Source organism: Streptomyces sp. NPDC041784, from assembly GCF_055591025.1.
This window is the reverse complement of the sequence record NZ_JBVJAB010000015.1, coordinates 19,796-37,946: the sequence shown is the minus strand read 5'-3', so window position 1 is coordinate 37,946 and position 18,151 is coordinate 19,796. Positions and strand designations below refer to the sequence as shown.

The 18,151-nt window shown below is 69.9% G+C and carries 16 protein-coding genes; 12 read left to right on the top strand and 4 right to left on the bottom strand.

Annotated features, from left to right (window positions below):
* Positions 1-317 precede the first annotated feature (317 nt).
* From ACZ6D7_RS29120 to ACZ6D7_RS29105, 4 genes are all read left to right on the top strand, one after another.
* Positions 318-926, top strand: coding sequence for a hypothetical protein (locus tag ACZ6D7_RS29120; protein ID WP_469496929.1), 609 nt, complete (start codon positions 318-320; stop codon positions 924-926).
* Between the two features lie 13 nt (positions 927-939).
* Positions 940-2,280: a Dyp-type peroxidase gene (locus tag ACZ6D7_RS29115; protein ID WP_469496926.1), complete on the top strand. Its 1,341-nt coding sequence runs from the start codon at positions 940-942 to the stop codon at positions 2,278-2,280.
* A gap of 28 nt (positions 2,281-2,308) precedes the next feature.
* A complete protein-coding gene (locus tag ACZ6D7_RS29110; RefSeq protein WP_469496924.1) occupies positions 2,309-3,397 on the top strand; it encodes a catalase family protein in 1,089 nt (362 codons plus the stop codon).
* 102 nt (positions 3,398-3,499) lie between these two features.
* Positions 3,500-4,126, top strand: a complete 627-nt coding sequence (locus tag ACZ6D7_RS29105; RefSeq protein WP_099946236.1) for a TetR family transcriptional regulator — start codon at positions 3,500-3,502, stop codon at positions 4,124-4,126.
* Positions 4,127-4,422: 296 nt separating this feature from the next.
* Here ACZ6D7_RS29105 and ACZ6D7_RS29100 read toward each other — a convergent pair whose 3' ends face one another.
* Both ACZ6D7_RS29100 and ACZ6D7_RS29095 read right to left on the bottom strand, forming a co-directional pair.
* Positions 4,423-4,923: a hypothetical protein gene (locus tag ACZ6D7_RS29100; RefSeq protein WP_272113378.1), complete on the bottom strand. Its 501-nt coding sequence runs from the start codon at positions 4,921-4,923 to the stop codon at positions 4,423-4,425.
* Positions 4,924-5,325: 402 nt separating this feature from the next.
* Positions 5,326-6,939, bottom strand: a complete 1,614-nt coding sequence (locus ACZ6D7_RS29095; RefSeq protein ID WP_469496920.1) for an MFS transporter — start codon at positions 6,937-6,939, stop codon at positions 5,326-5,328.
* A 187-nt stretch (positions 6,940-7,126) separates the two neighbouring features.
* Between ACZ6D7_RS29095 and ACZ6D7_RS29090 the strand changes: the two genes are divergently transcribed.
* Together ACZ6D7_RS29090 and ACZ6D7_RS29085 are read left to right on the top strand one after the other, a co-directional pair.
* Entirely contained in the window at positions 7,127-7,765 is a 639-nt protein-coding gene (locus ACZ6D7_RS29090) for a TetR/AcrR family transcriptional regulator (RefSeq protein WP_469496918.1), read from the top strand.
* Positions 7,766-7,804: 39 nt separating this feature from the next.
* The gene (locus ACZ6D7_RS29085) at positions 7,805-8,587 is read left to right on the top strand and encodes an LmeA family phospholipid-binding protein (protein ID WP_469496913.1); all 783 of its coding nucleotides are present in this window, start codon (positions 7,805-7,807) and stop codon (positions 8,585-8,587) included.
* Between the two features lie 2 nt (positions 8,588-8,589).
* Here the strand turns inward: ACZ6D7_RS29085 and ACZ6D7_RS29080 are convergent, their stop codons facing one another.
* Complete coding sequence (locus ACZ6D7_RS29080; protein ID WP_469496910.1) at positions 8,590-9,225, bottom strand: TetR/AcrR family transcriptional regulator; 636 nt, start codon at positions 9,223-9,225, stop codon at positions 8,590-8,592.
* Positions 9,226-9,359: 134 nt separating this feature from the next.
* Between ACZ6D7_RS29080 and ACZ6D7_RS29075 the strand changes: the two genes are divergently transcribed.
* The 6 genes from ACZ6D7_RS29075 to ACZ6D7_RS29050 all read left to right on the top strand — a co-directional run bounded on the left by ACZ6D7_RS29075 (position 9,360) and on the right by ACZ6D7_RS29050 (position 15,643).
* Complete coding sequence (locus ACZ6D7_RS29075) at positions 9,360-10,502, top strand: VOC family protein (protein ID WP_030250858.1); 1,143 nt, start codon at positions 9,360-9,362, stop codon at positions 10,500-10,502.
* 36 nt (positions 10,503-10,538) lie between these two features.
* Positions 10,539-11,477 carry a fumarylacetoacetate hydrolase family protein gene (locus tag ACZ6D7_RS29070; protein ID WP_469496906.1) on the top strand — a complete coding sequence of 313 codons (939 nt, stop codon included), beginning with the start codon at positions 10,539-10,541 and terminating at the stop codon, positions 11,475-11,477.
* Between the two features lie 19 nt (positions 11,478-11,496).
* A complete protein-coding gene (mhpA, locus tag ACZ6D7_RS29065; protein ID WP_469496903.1) occupies positions 11,497-13,077 on the top strand; it encodes a bifunctional 3-(3-hydroxy-phenyl)propionate/3-hydroxycinnamic acid hydroxylase MhpA in 1,581 nt (526 codons plus the stop codon).
* On the top strand, positions 13,074-15,041 hold the full coding sequence (locus tag ACZ6D7_RS29060) for an acetoacetate--CoA ligase (protein WP_469496901.1): 1,968 nt from the start codon (positions 13,074-13,076) through the stop codon (positions 15,039-15,041). The genes mhpA and ACZ6D7_RS29060 overlap by 4 nt, the downstream gene beginning before the upstream one ends.
* Positions 15,038-15,382, top strand: coding sequence for a DoxX family protein (locus ACZ6D7_RS29055; RefSeq protein ID WP_030250875.1), 345 nt, complete (start codon positions 15,038-15,040; stop codon positions 15,380-15,382). Before ACZ6D7_RS29060 ends, ACZ6D7_RS29055 begins: the two co-directional genes overlap by 4 nt.
* A 132-nt stretch (positions 15,383-15,514) precedes the next feature.
* A complete protein-coding gene (locus ACZ6D7_RS29050) occupies positions 15,515-15,643 on the top strand; it encodes a hypothetical protein (protein WP_467060845.1) in 129 nt (42 codons plus the stop codon).
* Positions 15,644-16,615: 972 nt separating this feature from the next.
* Here ACZ6D7_RS29050 and ACZ6D7_RS29045 read toward each other — a convergent pair.
* On the bottom strand, positions 16,616-18,145 hold the full coding sequence (locus tag ACZ6D7_RS29045; RefSeq protein ID WP_469496898.1) for an acyl-CoA synthetase: 1,530 nt from the start codon (positions 18,143-18,145) through the stop codon (positions 16,616-16,618).
* Positions 18,146-18,151 lie beyond the last annotated feature (6 nt).

The window sequence follows — 18,151 nt, the reverse complement described above, 5'->3', positions numbered from 1 at the left end:
AAGGCCACGAGCGCGAGCAGGAGCGCGCCTCCTGTCACGGCTTGTGCGCCGACTGTCCCGAGGGGGCCGCCGGCGCACAGGACGGTCATGGTGACCGCCGCCCATTCCGTGGGAGCGAGCCGTCGACGTAGTGGGGTCGAACCGGAATCGCTGCGGCGCGAGTAGTGCATTGACAAGCCGAGACAGCGAACTGATGATGTAATCAGTCATGCGGAGATAGTCAGAAAGTGGGTCTCGTCCCGTTTGCCCGCCACTCCGTGGTGGCCTATTTATGGCGATACGTGAAGTATTGCCGCCCACGCCCAAGGAGAGGCGCCATGAGCGAGACAGACCTGCACGCCAAGTTCCAGCAGTTCCCCGATGCGGTCCGCGAGAAGGTCGAGACCGCCCTGTTGGACGCGAAGATCGCTCTCAAGGTCAAGGCCGCCGAGATCCTCGTTGACAAGGCGGAGATGGCCGAACACGCGGTCACCACCGCCGGCCGGATCGGCGCCAAGAGTGGTGAGGTGTCCGAGCTGACGACGATCCTGCCGCTGAAGCCGAACGGCGCGGCGCACCTGCGGAAGTTCTTCCGGCTGATCGGCGGAAACCTGGCGGGCGCAGGTCAGGTCGGCACCCTGCACAACATGCGGTTCGTGTTCCTCGACAACGACACGAAGCTGCTGTTCGCGACCGCCTTCGACGGCGAGTGGGACGCGTACATCGACGACTTCGCCACCAAGATCCCCGAGATGATGGACTACCTGTTCAGCAACGTCGAGGGCTGGCCCGGCATCACCGCGCCGGACGTGAAGGACTTCATCGTCAAGTACCAGATCCCGGCGGAGGCGTGGTTCGTCGCCCACCCCAACCTCACCGTCGCGGAGGGCCACCGGCTCAAGCGGCAGGAGGCCGCCGTGCAGCGTTTCCTGTCGGACCTGAACTGAAGGCAGGCGCTCCATGCCTTCCCCGCTGTTCCGGCGGCTGCGCCGCCCGCCCACCCTGGACCTCGACGACATCCAGGCGACGCTGCTGCGGGCCCGGCCAGAGCCCTACTTCGGCACCCACGCGATCCTGGAGATCACCGAACCGGCCGCGGGCAGGGAGCTGCTGCGCCGGCTGGCCCCTCGGGTGACCTCGGCGGCGCGCTGGGACGAGCCGCAGCCGTCCTGGCTGGCCCTCGCGATCAGCTACCAAGGACTGGTCGCGCTGGGCCTGCCGGAGACGTCACTGGCCTCCTTCCCCGCCAACTTCCGCGCCGGGATGGCCGCCCGCGCCGAACGGCTGCGGGACACCGGCGTGAACGCGCCGGAGCGCTGGGAGTTCCCCTTCGGCACCCCGCGCGTGCATGTCGCCGTCACGGTCTACGCCGCCAGCGAGGGCGACTGGCGGTCAGAAGTCGCCGCCTATGAAAAGGAGTTGGGCGAGGTCCCGGGTGTGCGGCTGCTGTCGCACCAGGACTTCGCGGCCGACGGGTTCAACGTCTTCGGGTACCGGGACGGCTTCAGCCAGCCGGTGGTCGAGGGCAGTGGCGCCGAACCCCTGCCCGGCGACGGACGGCCCATCAAGGCCGGGGAGTTCGTCCTCGGCTACCCGAGCGAGACCGGTGTACCACTGCCCGTACCGGCTCCGGACGTCCTGGGCCGCAACGGCACGTACGTCGTCTTCCGCAAGTACCACTCCCATGTCGCCGCCTTCAACAAGTGGCTGCACGACAACGCCTCCACCGAGGCCGAACGCGAGCTGCTGGCCGCCAAGCTCGTCGGCCGCTGGCGCAGCGGCGCACCTCTCGCCCTGACCCCGGAGCGTGACACCCCCGCCATCGGCGAGGACCCCAACCGGATCAACGACTTCGACTACTCCGCCGACCCACGCGGACTGCACACCCCGCTCGGCTCCCACATCCGCCGGATGAACCCGCGCGACACCAAGCTCACGGTCCTCACCGACGTCAACATCCGCCGCATCATCCGGCGCGGCACCTCCTACGGCACCCCTCTGCCCCCGGATCGCCTCAAGGACGACGGCACACCGCGCGGCCTGGACTTCATCGCCCTCGGCGCCCGGGCCATCGACAACGTCGAGTTCCTCCAGAGCGAATGGGTCGGCTCCGGCAACTTCATGGGCCTGGGCAAGGAGAAGGACCCGATGATCTCGCTCCAGGACAAGGGCGCCTACTTCACCGTGCCCGGGACCCCGCCCCGCCGGGTGCAGAACATCCAGTCCTTCAACACCCTCCTCGGCGGCGAGTACTTCTTCATGCCCAGCCTGTCCGCCATCCGCTGGCTCAGCAGCAACTGACCCCCCACCCCGCGCGAAGGCACTGCCCATGACCTCGTACGTCCGCTACAGCCCCGACCTCGAACAGCCCTTTCCGGACGAGGACGAACTCGTCCGCCAGGTCGTCGCGGCCATGGGCAAGGCCAACCAGCAGGTCGCCGACAAACACCGGCACGGCCTGCGCGACGCCCACGCCAAGAGCCACGGCGTCCTCGCCGGCGAGCTGCGCATCCAGCCCGACCTGCCCGCCCACCTCGCCCAGGGCCTCTTCGCCGCACCGGCCACCTACCCGGTGATCGTCCGCTTCTCCTCCGCCCCCGGCGACCTGCGCTCCGACCAGGTGCCCGTCCAGCGCGGCCTCGCGATCAAGGTGATCGGCGCCCCCGGGCCCCGCGCCCTCGACGACGGCTTCACCACCCAGGACTTCCTCCTCGTCAACCACCCCACCCTGCCCTTCGGCAACATCGCCGAATACGCCAAACTCCAGGGCATCCTGGAGAAACAGCCCGGCCAGAGCGACCAGCAACTCCAGCTCACCGGCGCAGCCGCCCGAGTGGCCGCCAAGGCCCTCACGCGCGTCGGACGCCCGCTACCGCCTGCCGTCGAGACCCTGGCCGCCGCCAACGACCACATCCTCGGCGAGACCTTCCACTCCATGGCCGCCCTGCGCTACGGCGACCACGTGGCGAAGATGTCCGCCGCGCCCCGCTCGGCGAACGTCAAGGCCCTCACCGGCAGCCACGTCGACAAGAAGGCCGGCGAGTCGGCCCTGCGCGACCTCGTCACCGACTTCTTCGCGCACAACAGCGCCGAGTACGACATCCGCGCCCAGCTGTGCACGGACATCGACCGGATGCCGGTGGAGGACGCCTCGGTCCTGTGGCCCGAGGAACTGTCACCGCACCAGACCGTGGCCGTGCTGCACCTGCCCGCCCAGGACGCCTACAGCGACGCCCGCCGCCGCTACGCCGACGACGTCCTCTCCTTCAGCCCCTGGCACGCCCTGGAGGCCCACCGCCCGCTGGGCTCCATCATGCGCTCCCGCCGCGCCGCGTACCCCGCCTCCAGCGACTTCCGCCACCACTACAACGGCATCCAGCCGCAGGAGCCGTCCGACATCAAGGAGCTGCCCGCCTGACCAGGTCCCGACCGACCCCGGATGCGGCCGCGGGTCGGTCGGGACTCCCGTGCCAGAATGGAGAAGTCCCTTCTCCGCCCTGTCTTCTTCGAGGTTCCTTTCGTGTCCCAGCCCGTCGGCCGTGTGCCCCAGCGACGCAACGCCCGGTCCAACCGGGCGCGCATCCTCGCCACCGCCCGCCAGGAGCTCGGCCGGAACCCCGACATCACCCTGGAGGAACTCGCCCGCGCCTCCGGTGTCGTACGACGCACGCTGTTCGGGCACTTCCCCGGCCGGGCCGCGCTCCTGGACGCGCTGGCCGAGGAGGCCGCCGAGGCCCTTCAGGCCGCCGTCGCGGTCGGCGCGGGGGTGACGGAACCGGCCGACCGGGCGCTCGCCCACTTCACGTTGGCGCTCTGGCCCGTGGGCGACCGCTACCGGATGCTCCTGGCGCTGGCCCGAAGAGACCTCGGCATGGACCGCGTCGCCGGGATCCTGGAGCCCGCCCGGGTCAGGGTCACGGCCATCGTGGAGCAGGGACAACGGGACGGCGTCTTCCACACCCACCTGCCGGCCCCGGTGCTGAGCGTCGGCCTGGAGGCGATGACGGTCGCCCTGCTGGAGGAGGTCAACACCGGGGCGCTGGAGGACGACGGCACCCGGGTGGCCGTCACCACGCTCATCGCGGCCGGTGTGCCGGAGAAGCGGGCGCAGATCGTCGTCGACGAGATGGCCGCCACCGAGGCGTGAGTTCGCCCCCCACAGTTCGACGTGACCCCGATGCGAAGCGCCGGGGTCTTTCCATGTCCGCCCCCGCGCCAGCGTCGTGGCGATGCGGTAGTGCCGGGCCAGCGCCGCCACGTCATATGGGTAGGTCCACTCCGCCCGCCGGACCGGGTCCCGAGGGGCAGGACCAGATCTTCGACGATGCGCACCTCCTGGCGAAACACTTGGCCGGACCGCGCAGTTCGTCGAGGCCGACCTGCATGCCTTGGAACACATTCGGCGGAATCGGGACGGCAAGCGCCGTCTTGCCGTGGTTGAGGTCATCCAGATGCGCGTTGAATTCTCGTTCCCTGATCAGGTCCACGGGCACAGGCGACTACCACCGGCACGGCCGAACTACCTGGACATACCTCGGCTCGGAACTCCTCCAGGGCGTGTTCCGACGTCCCATCCGTGATCTGCTGACGGGGCTCAGCGAGAGCGCCGTCGTCCCGCCCGGGCTCCCAGCCCTTGAATGGTGCCTGCGCAGTGCGCTCCACCGCGAGCAGCCCGGCGGACGCATGTTCAAGACGAGCCGCAGCCCCGTGGAACTGCAAGGGCACGGACGCGGCACATTGGCCGGCCACCCGCATGGCCAGACGCCGCCAGGCACACGCTTCCACCGCCTCGGCCTGCACCATCGCAACCCGGTTGAGGATCACCAGGGCCAACGGAACGCCGAACGAAGCGGTCGTCACGGACGAGAAGACATTGGTGAGGAACGCCTTGTCCGCCCAGAATCCCGCGTGATCTCGCCACCAGCCCAGGCCGAGCAGCGCCATGCCAACCATCCGCAGCGCCGCACCCGGCACTCAACCGCGCGGCGTCTCTTCTCAGATCCCCCCGCACCTGCCCCGCCCCTCCCCGAACGGCTTGATCACCAGCTCCCCGACGCTGCACCGCCCAACTCGGCGTCAAGCCAGTGGTGCCAAACCAAGCCGCCCCCGAAGCCACCCCATAGCGCCTGATCTTCGACAATCATCCCGGAACTGGTCCCGGTTGGGGTCACCTATGAGGGTCCGCTGAACGCCACCCCAGCCACCCGGGACGGACAGCGAAAAAAGGGGGACGGTGCCGGGTGTCCCCTCCCGGCACCGTCCCGGGGCCGTGCGCCGCTCAAGGCACGGCCCGTCCTGGGGGTGGAGGAGGCCGGAATCGGGGTTCCGGCCTCCGGTGTACGGGGCTCAGGCGCCCACGGTCTCGGTCTGCTCCTCGGTCACCGGCGTCGCTTCTTCCTCACCGTGCTTGGCGGTGTGCTTGCGGCCGGGCAGGACGGCGATGACGATCAGGGTTCCGGCGGCCATGATGATGCCGCCGATGAGGCTGGTGTGGGCGATGGCGTGGGCGAAGGACTCGTGCACCGCGCCCAGCAGGGTCTGGGCCTGCTCGGCGCCGCCCTGGGGGTTCTTGGCGACCTGCTCGGCGACCGCGATGCCGCCGCCGACGGAGTCCTTGGCGGTGTCCATGGCCTCGGCCGGGAGGTGGCCGCCGACCATGTCGGTGAGCTTGTCCTTGTAGGACGTGGCCAGCAGCGAGCCGAGGATGGCGATGCCCAGGGCGCAGCCGAGTTCCAGGGCGGTGTCGTTGGCGCCGCCGCCGACGCCCAGTTCGTCCTCGGGGAAGGAGCCCATGATGGTGTCGGTGGCCGGGGACAGGCTCAGGCCGATGGCGAAGCCGAGGAGCAGCAGGGGCGTCAGGAAGTCGGTGTAGGTCGAGCCCGTCTCGATCTGGGTGAGCAGGAAGACGCCCGCGGTGCCGATCACCATGCCGGTGCCGACCATGATCTTCACGCCGAGCTTCGGAGCCAGCTTGCCGGTGACGGCGGCGCCGACGAACACACCTCCGGCCAGCGGCAGCAGGCGGATGCCGGTGTCGAGGGCGTCGTAGCCGAGGACGAACTGCAGGAACTGGGTGGAGTAGTAGATCGAGCCGAAGGTGCCGAAGAAGAAGAACAGCACCGCCATCATCGAGCCGCTGAAGGGACGCTCGGTGAACTTGCGCACGTTCAGCATGGGGTTGGGGTGCTTCAGCTCCCAGGCGACGAAGGCCAGCAGGCCCACGCCTGCGATGACGGCCGCGGTGATGGGGCCGGTGCCCCAGCCGAAGTGCGGGCCCTCGATGGTCGCGTAGACGAGGGAGCCGACCGACACCATCGACAGCAGACCGCCGACGTAGTCGATGCGGCCCATGCCCTCCGCCTTCGACGGCGGCACGAGCAGCAGCGTTCCGACGACGCCGAGGACGGCGACGGGGACGTTCATCAGGAAGGTGGAGCCCCAGGCGTGGTTCTCCAGCAGCCAGCCGGCGGCCATCGGGCCCGCGGCGATGGCGAGCCCGGAGGTCGCGGACCAGGCGGTGATCGCCTTGGCGCGCTCGGCGCGCGGGAAGATCGCGACCAGCAGCGAGAGGGTGGCCGGCATGACGACGGCGGCACCGACGCCCATGATCGCGCGGGCGACGATGACGAGGTTCGTCTCGTCGACCAGGCCGCCCATCACCGAACCTCCGGCGAAGATCAGCAGGCCGAGGACTAGGGCGCCGCGGCGGCTGTACTTGTCGCCGATCGCGCCCAGCACCAGCATCAGCGCGGCGTAGGGGACGGTGTAGCCGTCGATGACCCACTGCAGGTCACTGCTGGACAGCCCCAGGTCCTTGGTCATGTCGGGGGCGGCCACGACCAGTGACGTGTTCGCCATGACGACGATCAGCAGGCTCAGGCACAGGACCAGCAGGGCCCACCAGCGGCGGTGGTAGGGCTCCGTCATCTTCTCGACGGGTGTGTTCGGAAAGAGCGGCATGGTCAGGCTCCTCAGCAGGAGGCGAAGCGCACGCTTCGGGGGTGCGGAATCGATAGATCGGTGCACGCGGGGCCAAGAGGGGGGCCCGGCACCAGGGGCAGCTAATTGCCCGTTGATGTGCAGACTAGTTTATTGCCCGTGGATGTGCAACTATCGAGTCGCCCTCCCCGCCTACCGGAGGTTCGACATGATCCACGCACACTTGACAGCCGCCCCGGAACGCAGCCGAACCCTGCTCACGCGCGCCCGCATCCTTGAGGCGGCCAGGCAGGAACTCGGACGCGACCCCGACAGCAGCCTCGGTGACATCGCCGAGGCGGCAGGGGTGGTGCGCCGTACGGTCTATGGCCATTTCAGCGGCCGGGCCGCACTGATGGAGGGGCTGGTGGAGGAGGCCACGTGGGCCTTGCGGCAGGCGCTCGCGGTCCCGCGCGCACCGGTGGGGGATGCCGTCACGGAGTTGGCGCGCTTCGTCCTCGCGGTGTGGCCCGTCGGAGATCGATACCGCATCCTGCTCCGCCTCGCCCCGCAGGACCTCGGGGCCGATCGGCTCGCTGAAGTCCTGGCCCCCGCTCGGGACATGACGGAGGCGATCATCGGCCACGGGCAACGGCAGGGCGCCTTCCAGACCGGCGTCCCCCCGGTCGTCCTGACCCGGGCGCTGGAGGGGCATCTGCTAGGGCTTCTCGACTGCGTGAACAGCGGGGTCTGGAGCGACGACGGCACCAGCACCGCGACCGCCGCCCTGATCGCGATGGGCGTGGCCGGAGACAGCGCTGCGGCGTGCGTCGACGGGCTTGTCCGGCGCGAGGGCGACGCCGCGTAGGCGCACTTCCCGAGCAAGCACCACTCGAAGAGGAGAACCATGTATCAGTCCCACCGCGACGAGGAGTACGTCGGCGAGCCCTACTACGGCGACGGCTCCGTGTACGTGAGCCCTCCGACCCGGACCAGACGACGCATGATCATCGCTGCCTCGTCCCTGGTGGTCCTGCTGGTCGGCGGCGTCGTGGTCGACCGGATCGCCGCGGCCCGCGCGGAGAGCCGTACGGCCAAGGCGTTCCAGGACGGCATGGGAACCGCCGATCGGCCGTCGGTGCACGTCAGGGGCTTTCCCGTACTGAACCAACTGGCTGCGGGCAGCCTGGACCATGTCGACCTGACCGCCCACGACATTCCGGCCGGCGGCAGCACCCGGCCGCTCCCGGTGACGAAGCTGACAGTCGGGATGGACGGACTCAAGACCTCAGGGAGCGCCGACGAGGCTCACGCGGACAGCGTCACAGCCACCGCTTTCCTGTCGTACGCGGACGTGTCGAGGGCGCTCGGCGTGCAGGTGTCACAGGGGGACGAGTCCGGCCGGGTCAACGCGACCGCGAGTCTGCCGCTCGTCGGCGACGTGACCGTGAGCGCGGCCGTCTCGGCGGCCGGCGGCAACCGCATCGCCTTCACGGACGTACGCGCGGAGCAGGGCGAACTGCTCCCGCCGCTGAAATCGCTGCTCGACAAGGCCCTGGACGAGCCCATTCCGCTGCAGAACGTGCCCGAAGGGCTCCGGCTACGGTCGGTCACCACCAGCGAGGACGGAATCGACGCCCGCTTCACAGGCCACTCGGTCACGTTCCACCCGGACTCGTCGTCCGCGTGAGGTCAGGCGGCGTCAGGCAAGGGGCGTCGGGCGACCTCGTGCGCTTCGTCCGCGGGCAGGCCCAGCATCCGCAGGACCATCTCGGCGAGGTTGACCGCGGCCTCGTCGCCGTCCACCTCGGGGCGGGCGAACCGCAGCTCCACCAGGGACAGCAGGGTTCCGCCCAGTGCGGACAGGGCGACCACGGGGTCGAGGGCAGTGAAGCGGCCGGAGGCGATGCCGACCTGGAGATCACGCAGGGCGCGTCGGGCCAGTCCCTTGCCCGAGTGGATGTGCGCGAGGCCGCGGCGGCGCAGGACCTGCATCAGTTCCGGGTGGGAGTCGGCCATGCGGGCACTGAGCCGAAAGCCGCCCGCGACCCGCTCCGCCGGGTCGTCGACCCCCGTCAGACGCTCGTCGAATTCCTGCGCGAACTCCTCGAGGGCGTCGATCACCGCCGCCTCGAACAACTCCGCCTTGGAGTCGAAGTGGTTGTAGAAGGAGCCGAAGCCCACGTCCGCGCGCTCGGCGATCGCCTGGATGCTCGCGCTGGTGTCGCCGGCCTCGGCGAGTATCTGCCGGGCCGCTCGCACGAGGGCTCCACGGGTCTCTGCGCGACGCCGCTCGAACCGGTTGCTGGGCGGGGCTGACGTAGACATGCACAGAGTCTAACGGTTACCCAATGCAGATCGCAGTCCTGATAAATTCATCATTTCCTGCAGCGAACGCCTTGACGACGGAACTGTCACAGTTGATGATTTCCTCATTACGGCAATGTTGCTCGGAGGGCACCATGTCTGAAACACGCGTCAACGGGGACGTCATCACGGCCCACCAGGACCTCCACAGTGAGCAGGGCGCCCTGCGCGGCGAACACCCCGGCCGCTCCCGGAACCCCGTGATCAAGGTGGCGGACCTGGCCTGGCTGGAGTTCGAGAAGCCCGACCTGGACCGCGCGGAGGTCTTCGCCCGCGACTTCGGCTTCGGCGTCGCCGCCCGCACCGAGAGCGAGCTATGGCTGCGGGGCAGCTTCGCGGGCTCGCCCTGCATGGTGATCCGGCGCGGTCGTACGTCCCGCTTCATCGGCCCGGCGTTCCGCGCCGCCGAGCGGGGCGACCTGGACCGGCTGGCCCGCGCGACGGGCAGGGACGTGCGGGACGCCGACGTTCCCGGGGGCGGCAAGGGCGTCGACCTGCTCGACCCCTCCGGCTTCCCCGTGCGGGTCGTGCATTGCGGCGAACAGCTCCCCGCCCTGCCGGAACAGCAGCCGCTGCTGCTCAACTTCGGTACGGATCACCGGCGTACCAACGCCGCCCAGCGGCCGCCGCGCGAGCCGTCCCGCATCCAGCGGCTCGGCCACGTGGTGCTGGAGACGCGGGTGTTCGGCCGGGCCCTGGACTGGTACCTGGACACCCTCGGGATGATCGTGTCCGACTTCCTGTTCCTGGACGGGCAGCGCGACCGCGGCCCGACGATGGCGTTCATCCGCTGTGACCTGGGCGGTGTGCCGGCCGACCACCACACCCTCGCGATGCATCTGGGGCCGGGCACGGGGTACGTCCACTCCGCCTACCAGGTCACCGACCTCGACTCCATAGCCGCCGGCGGCGAGTACCTCAAGGAGCGCGGATACAAGCGCAGTTGGGGCATCGGCCGGCACATCCAGGGCAGCCAGCTCTTCGACTACTGGCGCGACCCCGACCACTTCATGCTGGAGCACTTCGCCGACGGTGACCTGTTCTCCTGCGACGTCGAGCCGGGCTGGGCTCCGATGTCGACCAGCGGTCTCGCCCAGTGGGGCCCGCCCGCGACTCGTGACTTCCTCGGCGCCAGTCCCTCCCCGCAGCGGGTCCGCGATGTCATCGAGGCCCTGCGCGGCGACAACGAGATGGACCCGGCACGACTGTTCGGCCTGCTCAAGGCCGCCAACTCCTGAACCTCCGCCCGCCAATCCCCTGACAAAGGCACTGACATGAGCACCAATGTCCTGCGTACCGCCGACGGCTGGTGGGTCGTCCGCGGTGACCGGGCCGTCCCGGTCGACACCAAGGCCGTCACCACCGCCGAGCTGCTGACCGACCGTGAAGCCGTCCGTGAGGCCGCCGTCTCCGGCGAGCCGGGCACTCCGATCGCCGACCTGGTGGCGCTCTCGCCGGTCACCACGCCCTGCCGGGTGGTCGCCCAGATGGTCAACTACCGCAGCCACGCCCGCGATTCGGGCTTCAAGGGCGACATCCCGCCCGCGTTCTTCCGCAAGGCGTCCGGCTCGGTCAGCGGCCCCGGCGACGCCGTCGTCCGCCCCTCCCACGTGAAGTTCCTCGACTACGAGATCGAGTTGGGCCTCGTCATGGGCGCGCCGCTGCCCGTCGGCACCGTCGTCGAGGAGCGGGACCTGCCGTCGTACGTCGCCGGGTTGGTGATCACCAACGACGTCAGCGCCCGTGAGGTGCAGCTGACCAAGACGCAGTTCTACGAGAGCAAGTCGTACCCCACCTTCACCCCGACCGGTCCGTACCTCACCCTGCTGGAGCCGGAGGAGTTCGCTCATCTCCTGGACCTGCGGCTGAAGCTGAGCGTCAACGGCGAGCTGCGCCAGGACCGCACCCTCGCCGACATGATCGTCCGCCCGGCCCAGGCTCTGACCCTGCTGGCCCGCTTCCAGACCCTGGACGCCGGCGACCTGCTGCTCACCGGCACCCCTGGTGGCACGGCCCTGAAGGCGCCGCCGAAGGCTGTCGAGAAGATCGGCGCGCTGCTGCCTCCCTCGGTGAAGTGGAAGGTCTTCTTCAAGAGCCAGGCCAAGAACCCGCACTACCTGAACCCGGGCGACGTGATCACGGCGACGATCGCGACCCCGGACGGCCGCATCGACCTCGGCGAGCAGCGCACGCCCGTCGCGGCCGCGAACTAATACCCGAGGTGAGCCGCACATGACCGTCGATGAAGCCGCACGTGTGCCCGTCGTGATCGTCGGGGCCGGGCCGGTGGGCGTGACCGCCGCCCTTCTCCTGGCCCGGCGCGGCGTCCGCAGTGTCGTCCTCGAACGCCACCGGGATGTCTACCCGCTCCCCCGCGCCGTCGCCAATGACGACGAGATCCACCGGATCCTCCAGGCCGCGGGCGTCGGAGAGGAGTTCACCGCGATCTCCCGTCCGGCCAACGGGCTGCGGCTGCTGGATGCCCGGCACCGGGTGATGGCCGAGTTCCGGCGTTCCCAGCACGGCCATCACGGTTATCCGCAGTCCAGCATGTTCGACCAACCCGAGTTGGAACGCGTGCTGCGCGACGCCCTGGCCCGGCGCCCCGAGTGCGAACTGCGCGGTGGTGTGGAGGTCACCGGCGTCGGTCCGGACACTGCGGGCCCCGTCCGCGTGACCTACCGCGACGACGCCGGCGATCACGAGCTGTGGGCCGAGGCCGTCCTCGGCTGCGACGGCGCGGGCAGCCTCACCCGTGAAGCCATCGGCGGCGCCTGGGAGGACCTGCGCTTCGAGGAACGCTGGAAGGTCATCGACGTCGACACGACGGGCCCCGTCCGCTGCTGGGAAGGCGTCGACCAGATCTGCGACCCGGACCGGCCGGCCACCTTCATGCGTGTGAGCGAGAACCGCTACCGCTGGGAGTTCCGGCTCGGGGAAGGACAAGAGCCGGTCCGTGAGCTGGTCGCTCCGTGGCTGCCGCCCTCGTACGACGGGGACTTCGAGGTGGTCCGCGAGACGCAGTACACCTTCCGGGCCCGCGTCGCCGACCGCTGGCGCAGCGGACGGGTCTTCCTGCTCGGCGACGCCGCCCACCTCACCCCGCCGTTCATCGGACAGGGCCTGTGCTCGGGGCTGAGGGACGCCTACAACCTCACGTGGAAAATCGCCCGCGTCCTCCAGCAGGGCGGCGACGAACGGCTGTTGGACACCTACGAGAGCGAACGCAGGCCGCACGCCCGGCATGTGGTCCGCCTCGCGGTCGCCATGGGCTGGGCCATGACCGGCGGCCAGGACGGCGCCGCCGCGATCCGCCGCCGGGCGCTGGCCGCGGCCTGCCGCATACCCGGCCTGACCGAGCTGGCCGGCCGCGACCTCAGCCCGCCCCTCACCGCCGGGCCCCTGGTGCGGCGCGGGGTCCGCCGGGGCCTGGCAGGCACGCACTGCCCCCAGCCGTGGGTGAACGTCGGCGGACGGCATACCCGTCTCGACGAGGCGCTCGGCGACTCCTTCGCTGTGCTGACCGCCGCCGAGCCCGGCCCTTCCCTGACCGCGCTCGCGCACGGTCTCGGCGTGCACGCGATACCGGTGGCCGACCTCGGCGACGACGGCACCCTCACCGCCTGGCTGCGCGGCGGACGCGCGGACGCGGTCCTGCTGCGGCCCGACCGTGTCGTGATGGACGTCGTCCCCTCGGGCGGCCGCGACTTCACGTCGACCGCCGCCTGGGCCTCCCTGCTGCACACCACCCGAAGCCCTGTCCCTTCCGAACGGATGGCCCCGAAAAGCCTGTTGAGGAGTACGACACGATGAGCACGCCCTTCTTCACCCCCGATCCGGAGAAGGCGGCCGCCAGTCGCATCGCGGACTTCGCCCGGCTCCAGGGCATGGACCCGGAGGACTACGCCGCCCTGCATCAGTGGTCTGTCACCGACCTGGAGTGCTTCTGGGGCGCGGTGTGGGAGTACTTCGACATCAACGCCGACACCCCCTACGAGCAGGTGCTGGCCGAGGAACGCATGCCCGGCGCCCGCTGGTTCACCGGCGCCACCCTCAACTACGCCCACCATGCCCTGCGCAACCTCGCCGACGACCGACCCGCGATCATTGCCCTCGACGAGACCGGCTCCGGATACGAGGTGACCGGCGCCTTGTTGCGTACCCTGGTGGCATCCGTGGCCGCCACCCTGCGCGACCTCGGCGTCGGCAAGGGTGACCGGGTCGTCGGCTACCTCCCCAACACCCCGCACGCCATCGTCGCGTTCCTCGCCGCCGCGAGCCTGGGCGCCGTCTGGTCGGTGTGCGGTCAGGACTACGCCCCCAAGGCCGCCGCCGACCGGTTCGCCCAGCTGGAACCCACCGTGCTGATCGCCGCCGACGGCTACCACTTCAACGGCACCACCCACGACCGCCGCCACGCCGCCCTCGAACTCGCCCAGGCGCTGCCGACGTTGAAGGCGACCCTGCTGGTGGACCACGTCGGCCTGCCCTGGCCCTCGCAGGCCTACCCGTCGCTGGTCGTCCCCTGGGAGGACGCCTCGACCCGCACCGAGCGACTCGACTGCGTACCGGTCCCGTTCGACCATCCGCTGTGGGTCGTGTTCTCCTCCGGCACCACCGGCCTGCCCAAGGGCATCGTCCACGGCCACGGCGGCGTGCTCCTGGAGCACCTCAAAACCCTGGCGCTGCATTCGGACTTGGGCCCCGGCGACCGCCTGCTCTGGTACACCACCACCCACTGGATGATGTGGAACCTGGTCGTCTCCACCCTCCTGACCGGCGCCACTACCTGCACCTACGACGGCAGCCCGGCGCCCTTCGCCAAGCTCGACGTCCTGTGGGAACTGGCCGCCCGCCACCGGGTCACCGTGTTCGGCACCAGCCCCCAATACCTGCTCGGCATGGCCAAGTTCGGCATCGGCCCCTCCGCGCACGACCTCTCGGCGATCCGGGTGGTCGGCTGCACCGGCTCCGCGCTGCCGGCCTCCGCCTATCCCTGGGTCCGGGATCACGTCGGTGACCGCGTGCTGCTGGCTTCCATCAGCGGCGGCACGGACGTCGTCTCCGGCTTCGCGGGCAGCGCGCCCAACACCCCCGTCTGGGCCGGAGAGCTGTCGGCTCCGAACCTGGGTGTGGCGCTGGCCGCGTACGACGCCGAGGGCTTCCCCGTCATCGACCAGGTCGGCGAGCTGGTCGTCACCCGCCCCATGCCCTCGATGCCGCTGTACTTCTGGAACGACCCGGAGGGCACGCGCTACCGCGACGCCTACTTCTCGGCGTGCCCCGGGGTGTGGCGGCACGGCGACTGGATCACGGTCACGGGGCACGGCTCGGTGATTATCCACGGCCGCTCCGACTCGACGCTCAACCGCAACGGTGTACGGCTCGGCAGCGCCGACATCCACGATGTCGTCGAACGCCTCCCCGAGATCACCGAGGCCCTCGTCATCGGCGCGGAGGAACCCGACGGCGGCTACTGGATGCCCCTGTTCGTGGTCCCGGCGGCCGGGGTGACCCTGGACGACACCCTGCGCGAGAAGATCCGCGACGCCGTCCGCACCGGCGCCTCACCCCGCCACGTCCCCGACGAAGTCCTCGAAGTGCCGGGCATCCCGCACACACGCACCGGCAAGAAGCTGGAGGTCCCGATCAAGCGGCTGCTCCAGGGCGCCGCGGTGGAGCAGGTCGTCAATCCGGCCACTGTGGACAGCCCCGAACTCATCGACCACTACGTCCGGCTGGGCGCCGAGCGCCGCAAGGGCAGGTCCGCCTCATGACCACCGCGCTCGCTGTCGCCCTGTCTCTGATCTTCCTTCCGCTAGGGCTGGCGAAGCTGGCCTCGGCGCCGTTCATGCGCCAGGCGGCGGCCCATCTCGGCTTGCCGGTACGGCTCTACCGCGTCGTCGGCGCCCTGGAGGTGGCCGGGGTCGCCGGACTGCTGACGGGGCTGACCTGGACGCCGCTGGGCGTGGCCGCCGCGACAGGCCTCGCCCTGCTCATGGCCGCCGCGGCGGTGGTCCACCTGCGCCACGGCGACCCGCCGCCCCGAGCCGTCCCGGCCGCCGTAATGGCCCTGATCTCCTTGACATACGCGGCAACGGCGATGACGTCCGGCTAACGCGTTCTGGACGGCCGGGCACGGGCGGCGGCCCCCTGTGAGGGGGCGGCCGCCCCTCCCCGGCTCCGCGTGGGCTGCCATCGCACATCGGCCTCCCCCTCCCCCCTCCGGTCGGCCCTGGACGCGCTGGGGTTGGTCATCGGCGTCGTGGTGCAGGCCGCCTCGGCCCACGACAACACCGCCGGCACCGCCCTGCTCGGCCAGGTCGTCGAGCGGTGCGGGATGCGGCTGCAGAAGGCCCTGGTGGATCAGGGCTTCTAGGACGAAGTCCTGATCCATGGCGTGTTGTCGGACATCGATGTCAAGGTCGTCCGCCGCAACCCCGATGACCAGCGCAAAGGCTTCGTCCCGCAACCGAAAAGGTGGATTGTGGAGCAGGTCAACGGCGTTGTACCGCCGTCTGGCCCGTGAATACGACCACCGCCCCGGCACCTCTGCCTCACGGATCTAGTGGGCCTCCATCGCGAACATGACCCGCTGCCTCACCGCCCCGGGTCCGGCCTGGCGCGACACTCTCGAGCTGGCTGCGTGAACGTCATCGAGCTCCTGGCAGACCTCCAGGCGCTGCACGAGAAGGCCACGGCCCGGGCCGGTGAACTACACGCCCAGATCAAGCACTTGACCGCCGCCTTGGTCGAGATCGAAGCACGACTCACGGACCTGGCGACCCCCCCGGCAAGTCATCGCCGAACTCGCACCGACCCAAGAAGACTCCGATCGAGCACGGCCTGCTGCCGCTCGTTGAGGCCCCTGTGCATACGGTGCTCCCGTAATTTCCTGGGGCGTGCTGCCCCGGACACAATGCCCGTCGCTTTCGCAGGAATTCCGGGTGTCACGAGAGAACCCTCGTTCGGATGAGGCGTCCTGTGCGGCCCATATACAGGGAGAACACGTTTGAACGAGGCTGCCGATGAAGGAGTGAACGACGTGGTCCGGTGCGAGCATCCGGGTGAACCAGCGCTCGCGCAGCTCGCTTTCAGCACGTCGACGACAAGGCCGGCGCGGTGGTGGTCGGCCATCGAGTAGCGACGATCCATCGGGTAGCAGACCCCTGCTCATCTCAAACCGTGCTGGATTCGTGCTGGGAAAGACGAGAGCGCCCGTGCTGGGGCTTGCACTGTCCAGATTCCCGCGGCGGCAGGAAGCGCGCCGGCGAACGGCCTCCGCACCCCTTTCGCGACCGTGAGGTCGAAGTGGATCAGCCGCCACCCGGCGTTTTCGGGTCCCCTGGCCTCATGCCTCCTCGGCGCCGCGCGCCGGCATTGAGGCGTACTGGCTGCGCAGGCGGGCCTTGAGGATCTTGCCGGTGGCGTTGCGGGGCAGGGCGTCGATGAGGACGACCGATTTGGGGAGCTTGTACTTGGCGAGTCGGCCGGACAGGGAGTTCATGATGTCGTCGGGCGACACCTCGGCGCCCGCGCGGGGCACGACCAGCGCTCTGCCCACTTCGCCCCATCGTTCGTCAGGTACGCCGATCACCGCGCATTCGGCGACCGCGGGATGCTGGTAGAGGAGTTGCTCGACCTCGGCCGGATAGACGTTCTCCCCGCCGGAGATGTACATGTCCTTGATCCGGTCGACGATCGTGACGTACCCCTCCTCGTCGACGGTGGCCCCGTCTCCGGAGCGGAACCAACTTCCGTCCACGAAGGCGTCCTTGGTCGCTTCGGGCCACTGCCAGTATCCCTTCATCACGTTGGGGCCCTCGATGATCACCTCGCCGACCTCGCCCGGTGCGACATCGGTGAGGTCGGGCCGCACCACGCGTACGTCGGTGAAGAAGCAGGGCGTGCCGGCCGAGCCGGCCTTGCGGATGCTGTCCTGCGCGCGCAGGCCCAGCGCGGCGGGAGAGGTCTCGGTCAGGCCGTACGCCTGGAGGAAGGTCAGGCCCCGGTCCTGGTATGTGTGGATGAGGTCCTTGGGTACGGGTGCCGCCGCGCACTGCAGGATCCGGATCGACGACAGGTCGGCCGTAGCCCACCGCGACGACCGGGCCATGGCCTGGTACATCGCGGGCACGCCGAACATCCTCGTCACCCGGTGCTCGGCGATGACGTCGAGCACCCGTTCCGGGTCGAAGCCGCGCATCAGCACCGACGTCCCTCCCTTGAGGAAGCCCGGCAGGAAGACGGTGTTGAGGGCGGCGGTGTGGAACATCGGTGCCACCACCAGAGCGACCTCGTCGGAGACGATGTCCACGTCCAGCAGGATGTTGAAGCAGTTCCAGGCGATGTTGGCGTGAGTCAGCATGACGCCCTTGGGACGGCCGCTGGTGCCGGAGGTGTACTGGATCATGCACACCTCGTCGAGGCCGACCGTCTCGTCCAGAGGGTCGTCGGGTGCGTTCGCCAACAGCCCCTCGTACGGGCTCCCCACCTCGACGTAGTGCTTCACCTCCACGTCGTCCCTCAACGCGTCCACGACATCGGTGAGTTCGGCGCCGTACAGCAGTACCGCCGCCCCCGCGTCCCCCAGGATGAAGGCCAACTCAGGTGCCGCGAGGCGGGTGTTGAGCGGTACGAAGACGGCGCCCAGCGCGTTCGCGGCGAACAGGGTCTCCGCCAGGGCCGGATGGTTCGCGCCCAGGTAGGCCACCCGGTCGCCGTGGCCGACCCCCAGGGCACGCAGGGCGTGAGCGAGCCGCGTCACGCGGGCGGCCAGCTCTCCGTAGGACAGGGATCCGCCGTCGTGCACGACGGCGGTGGCCTCCGGTGCCATGCGGGCGCGCCGCGCGGGCCACGAGCCGAGCCCTTGATTGCGCATGGTGCG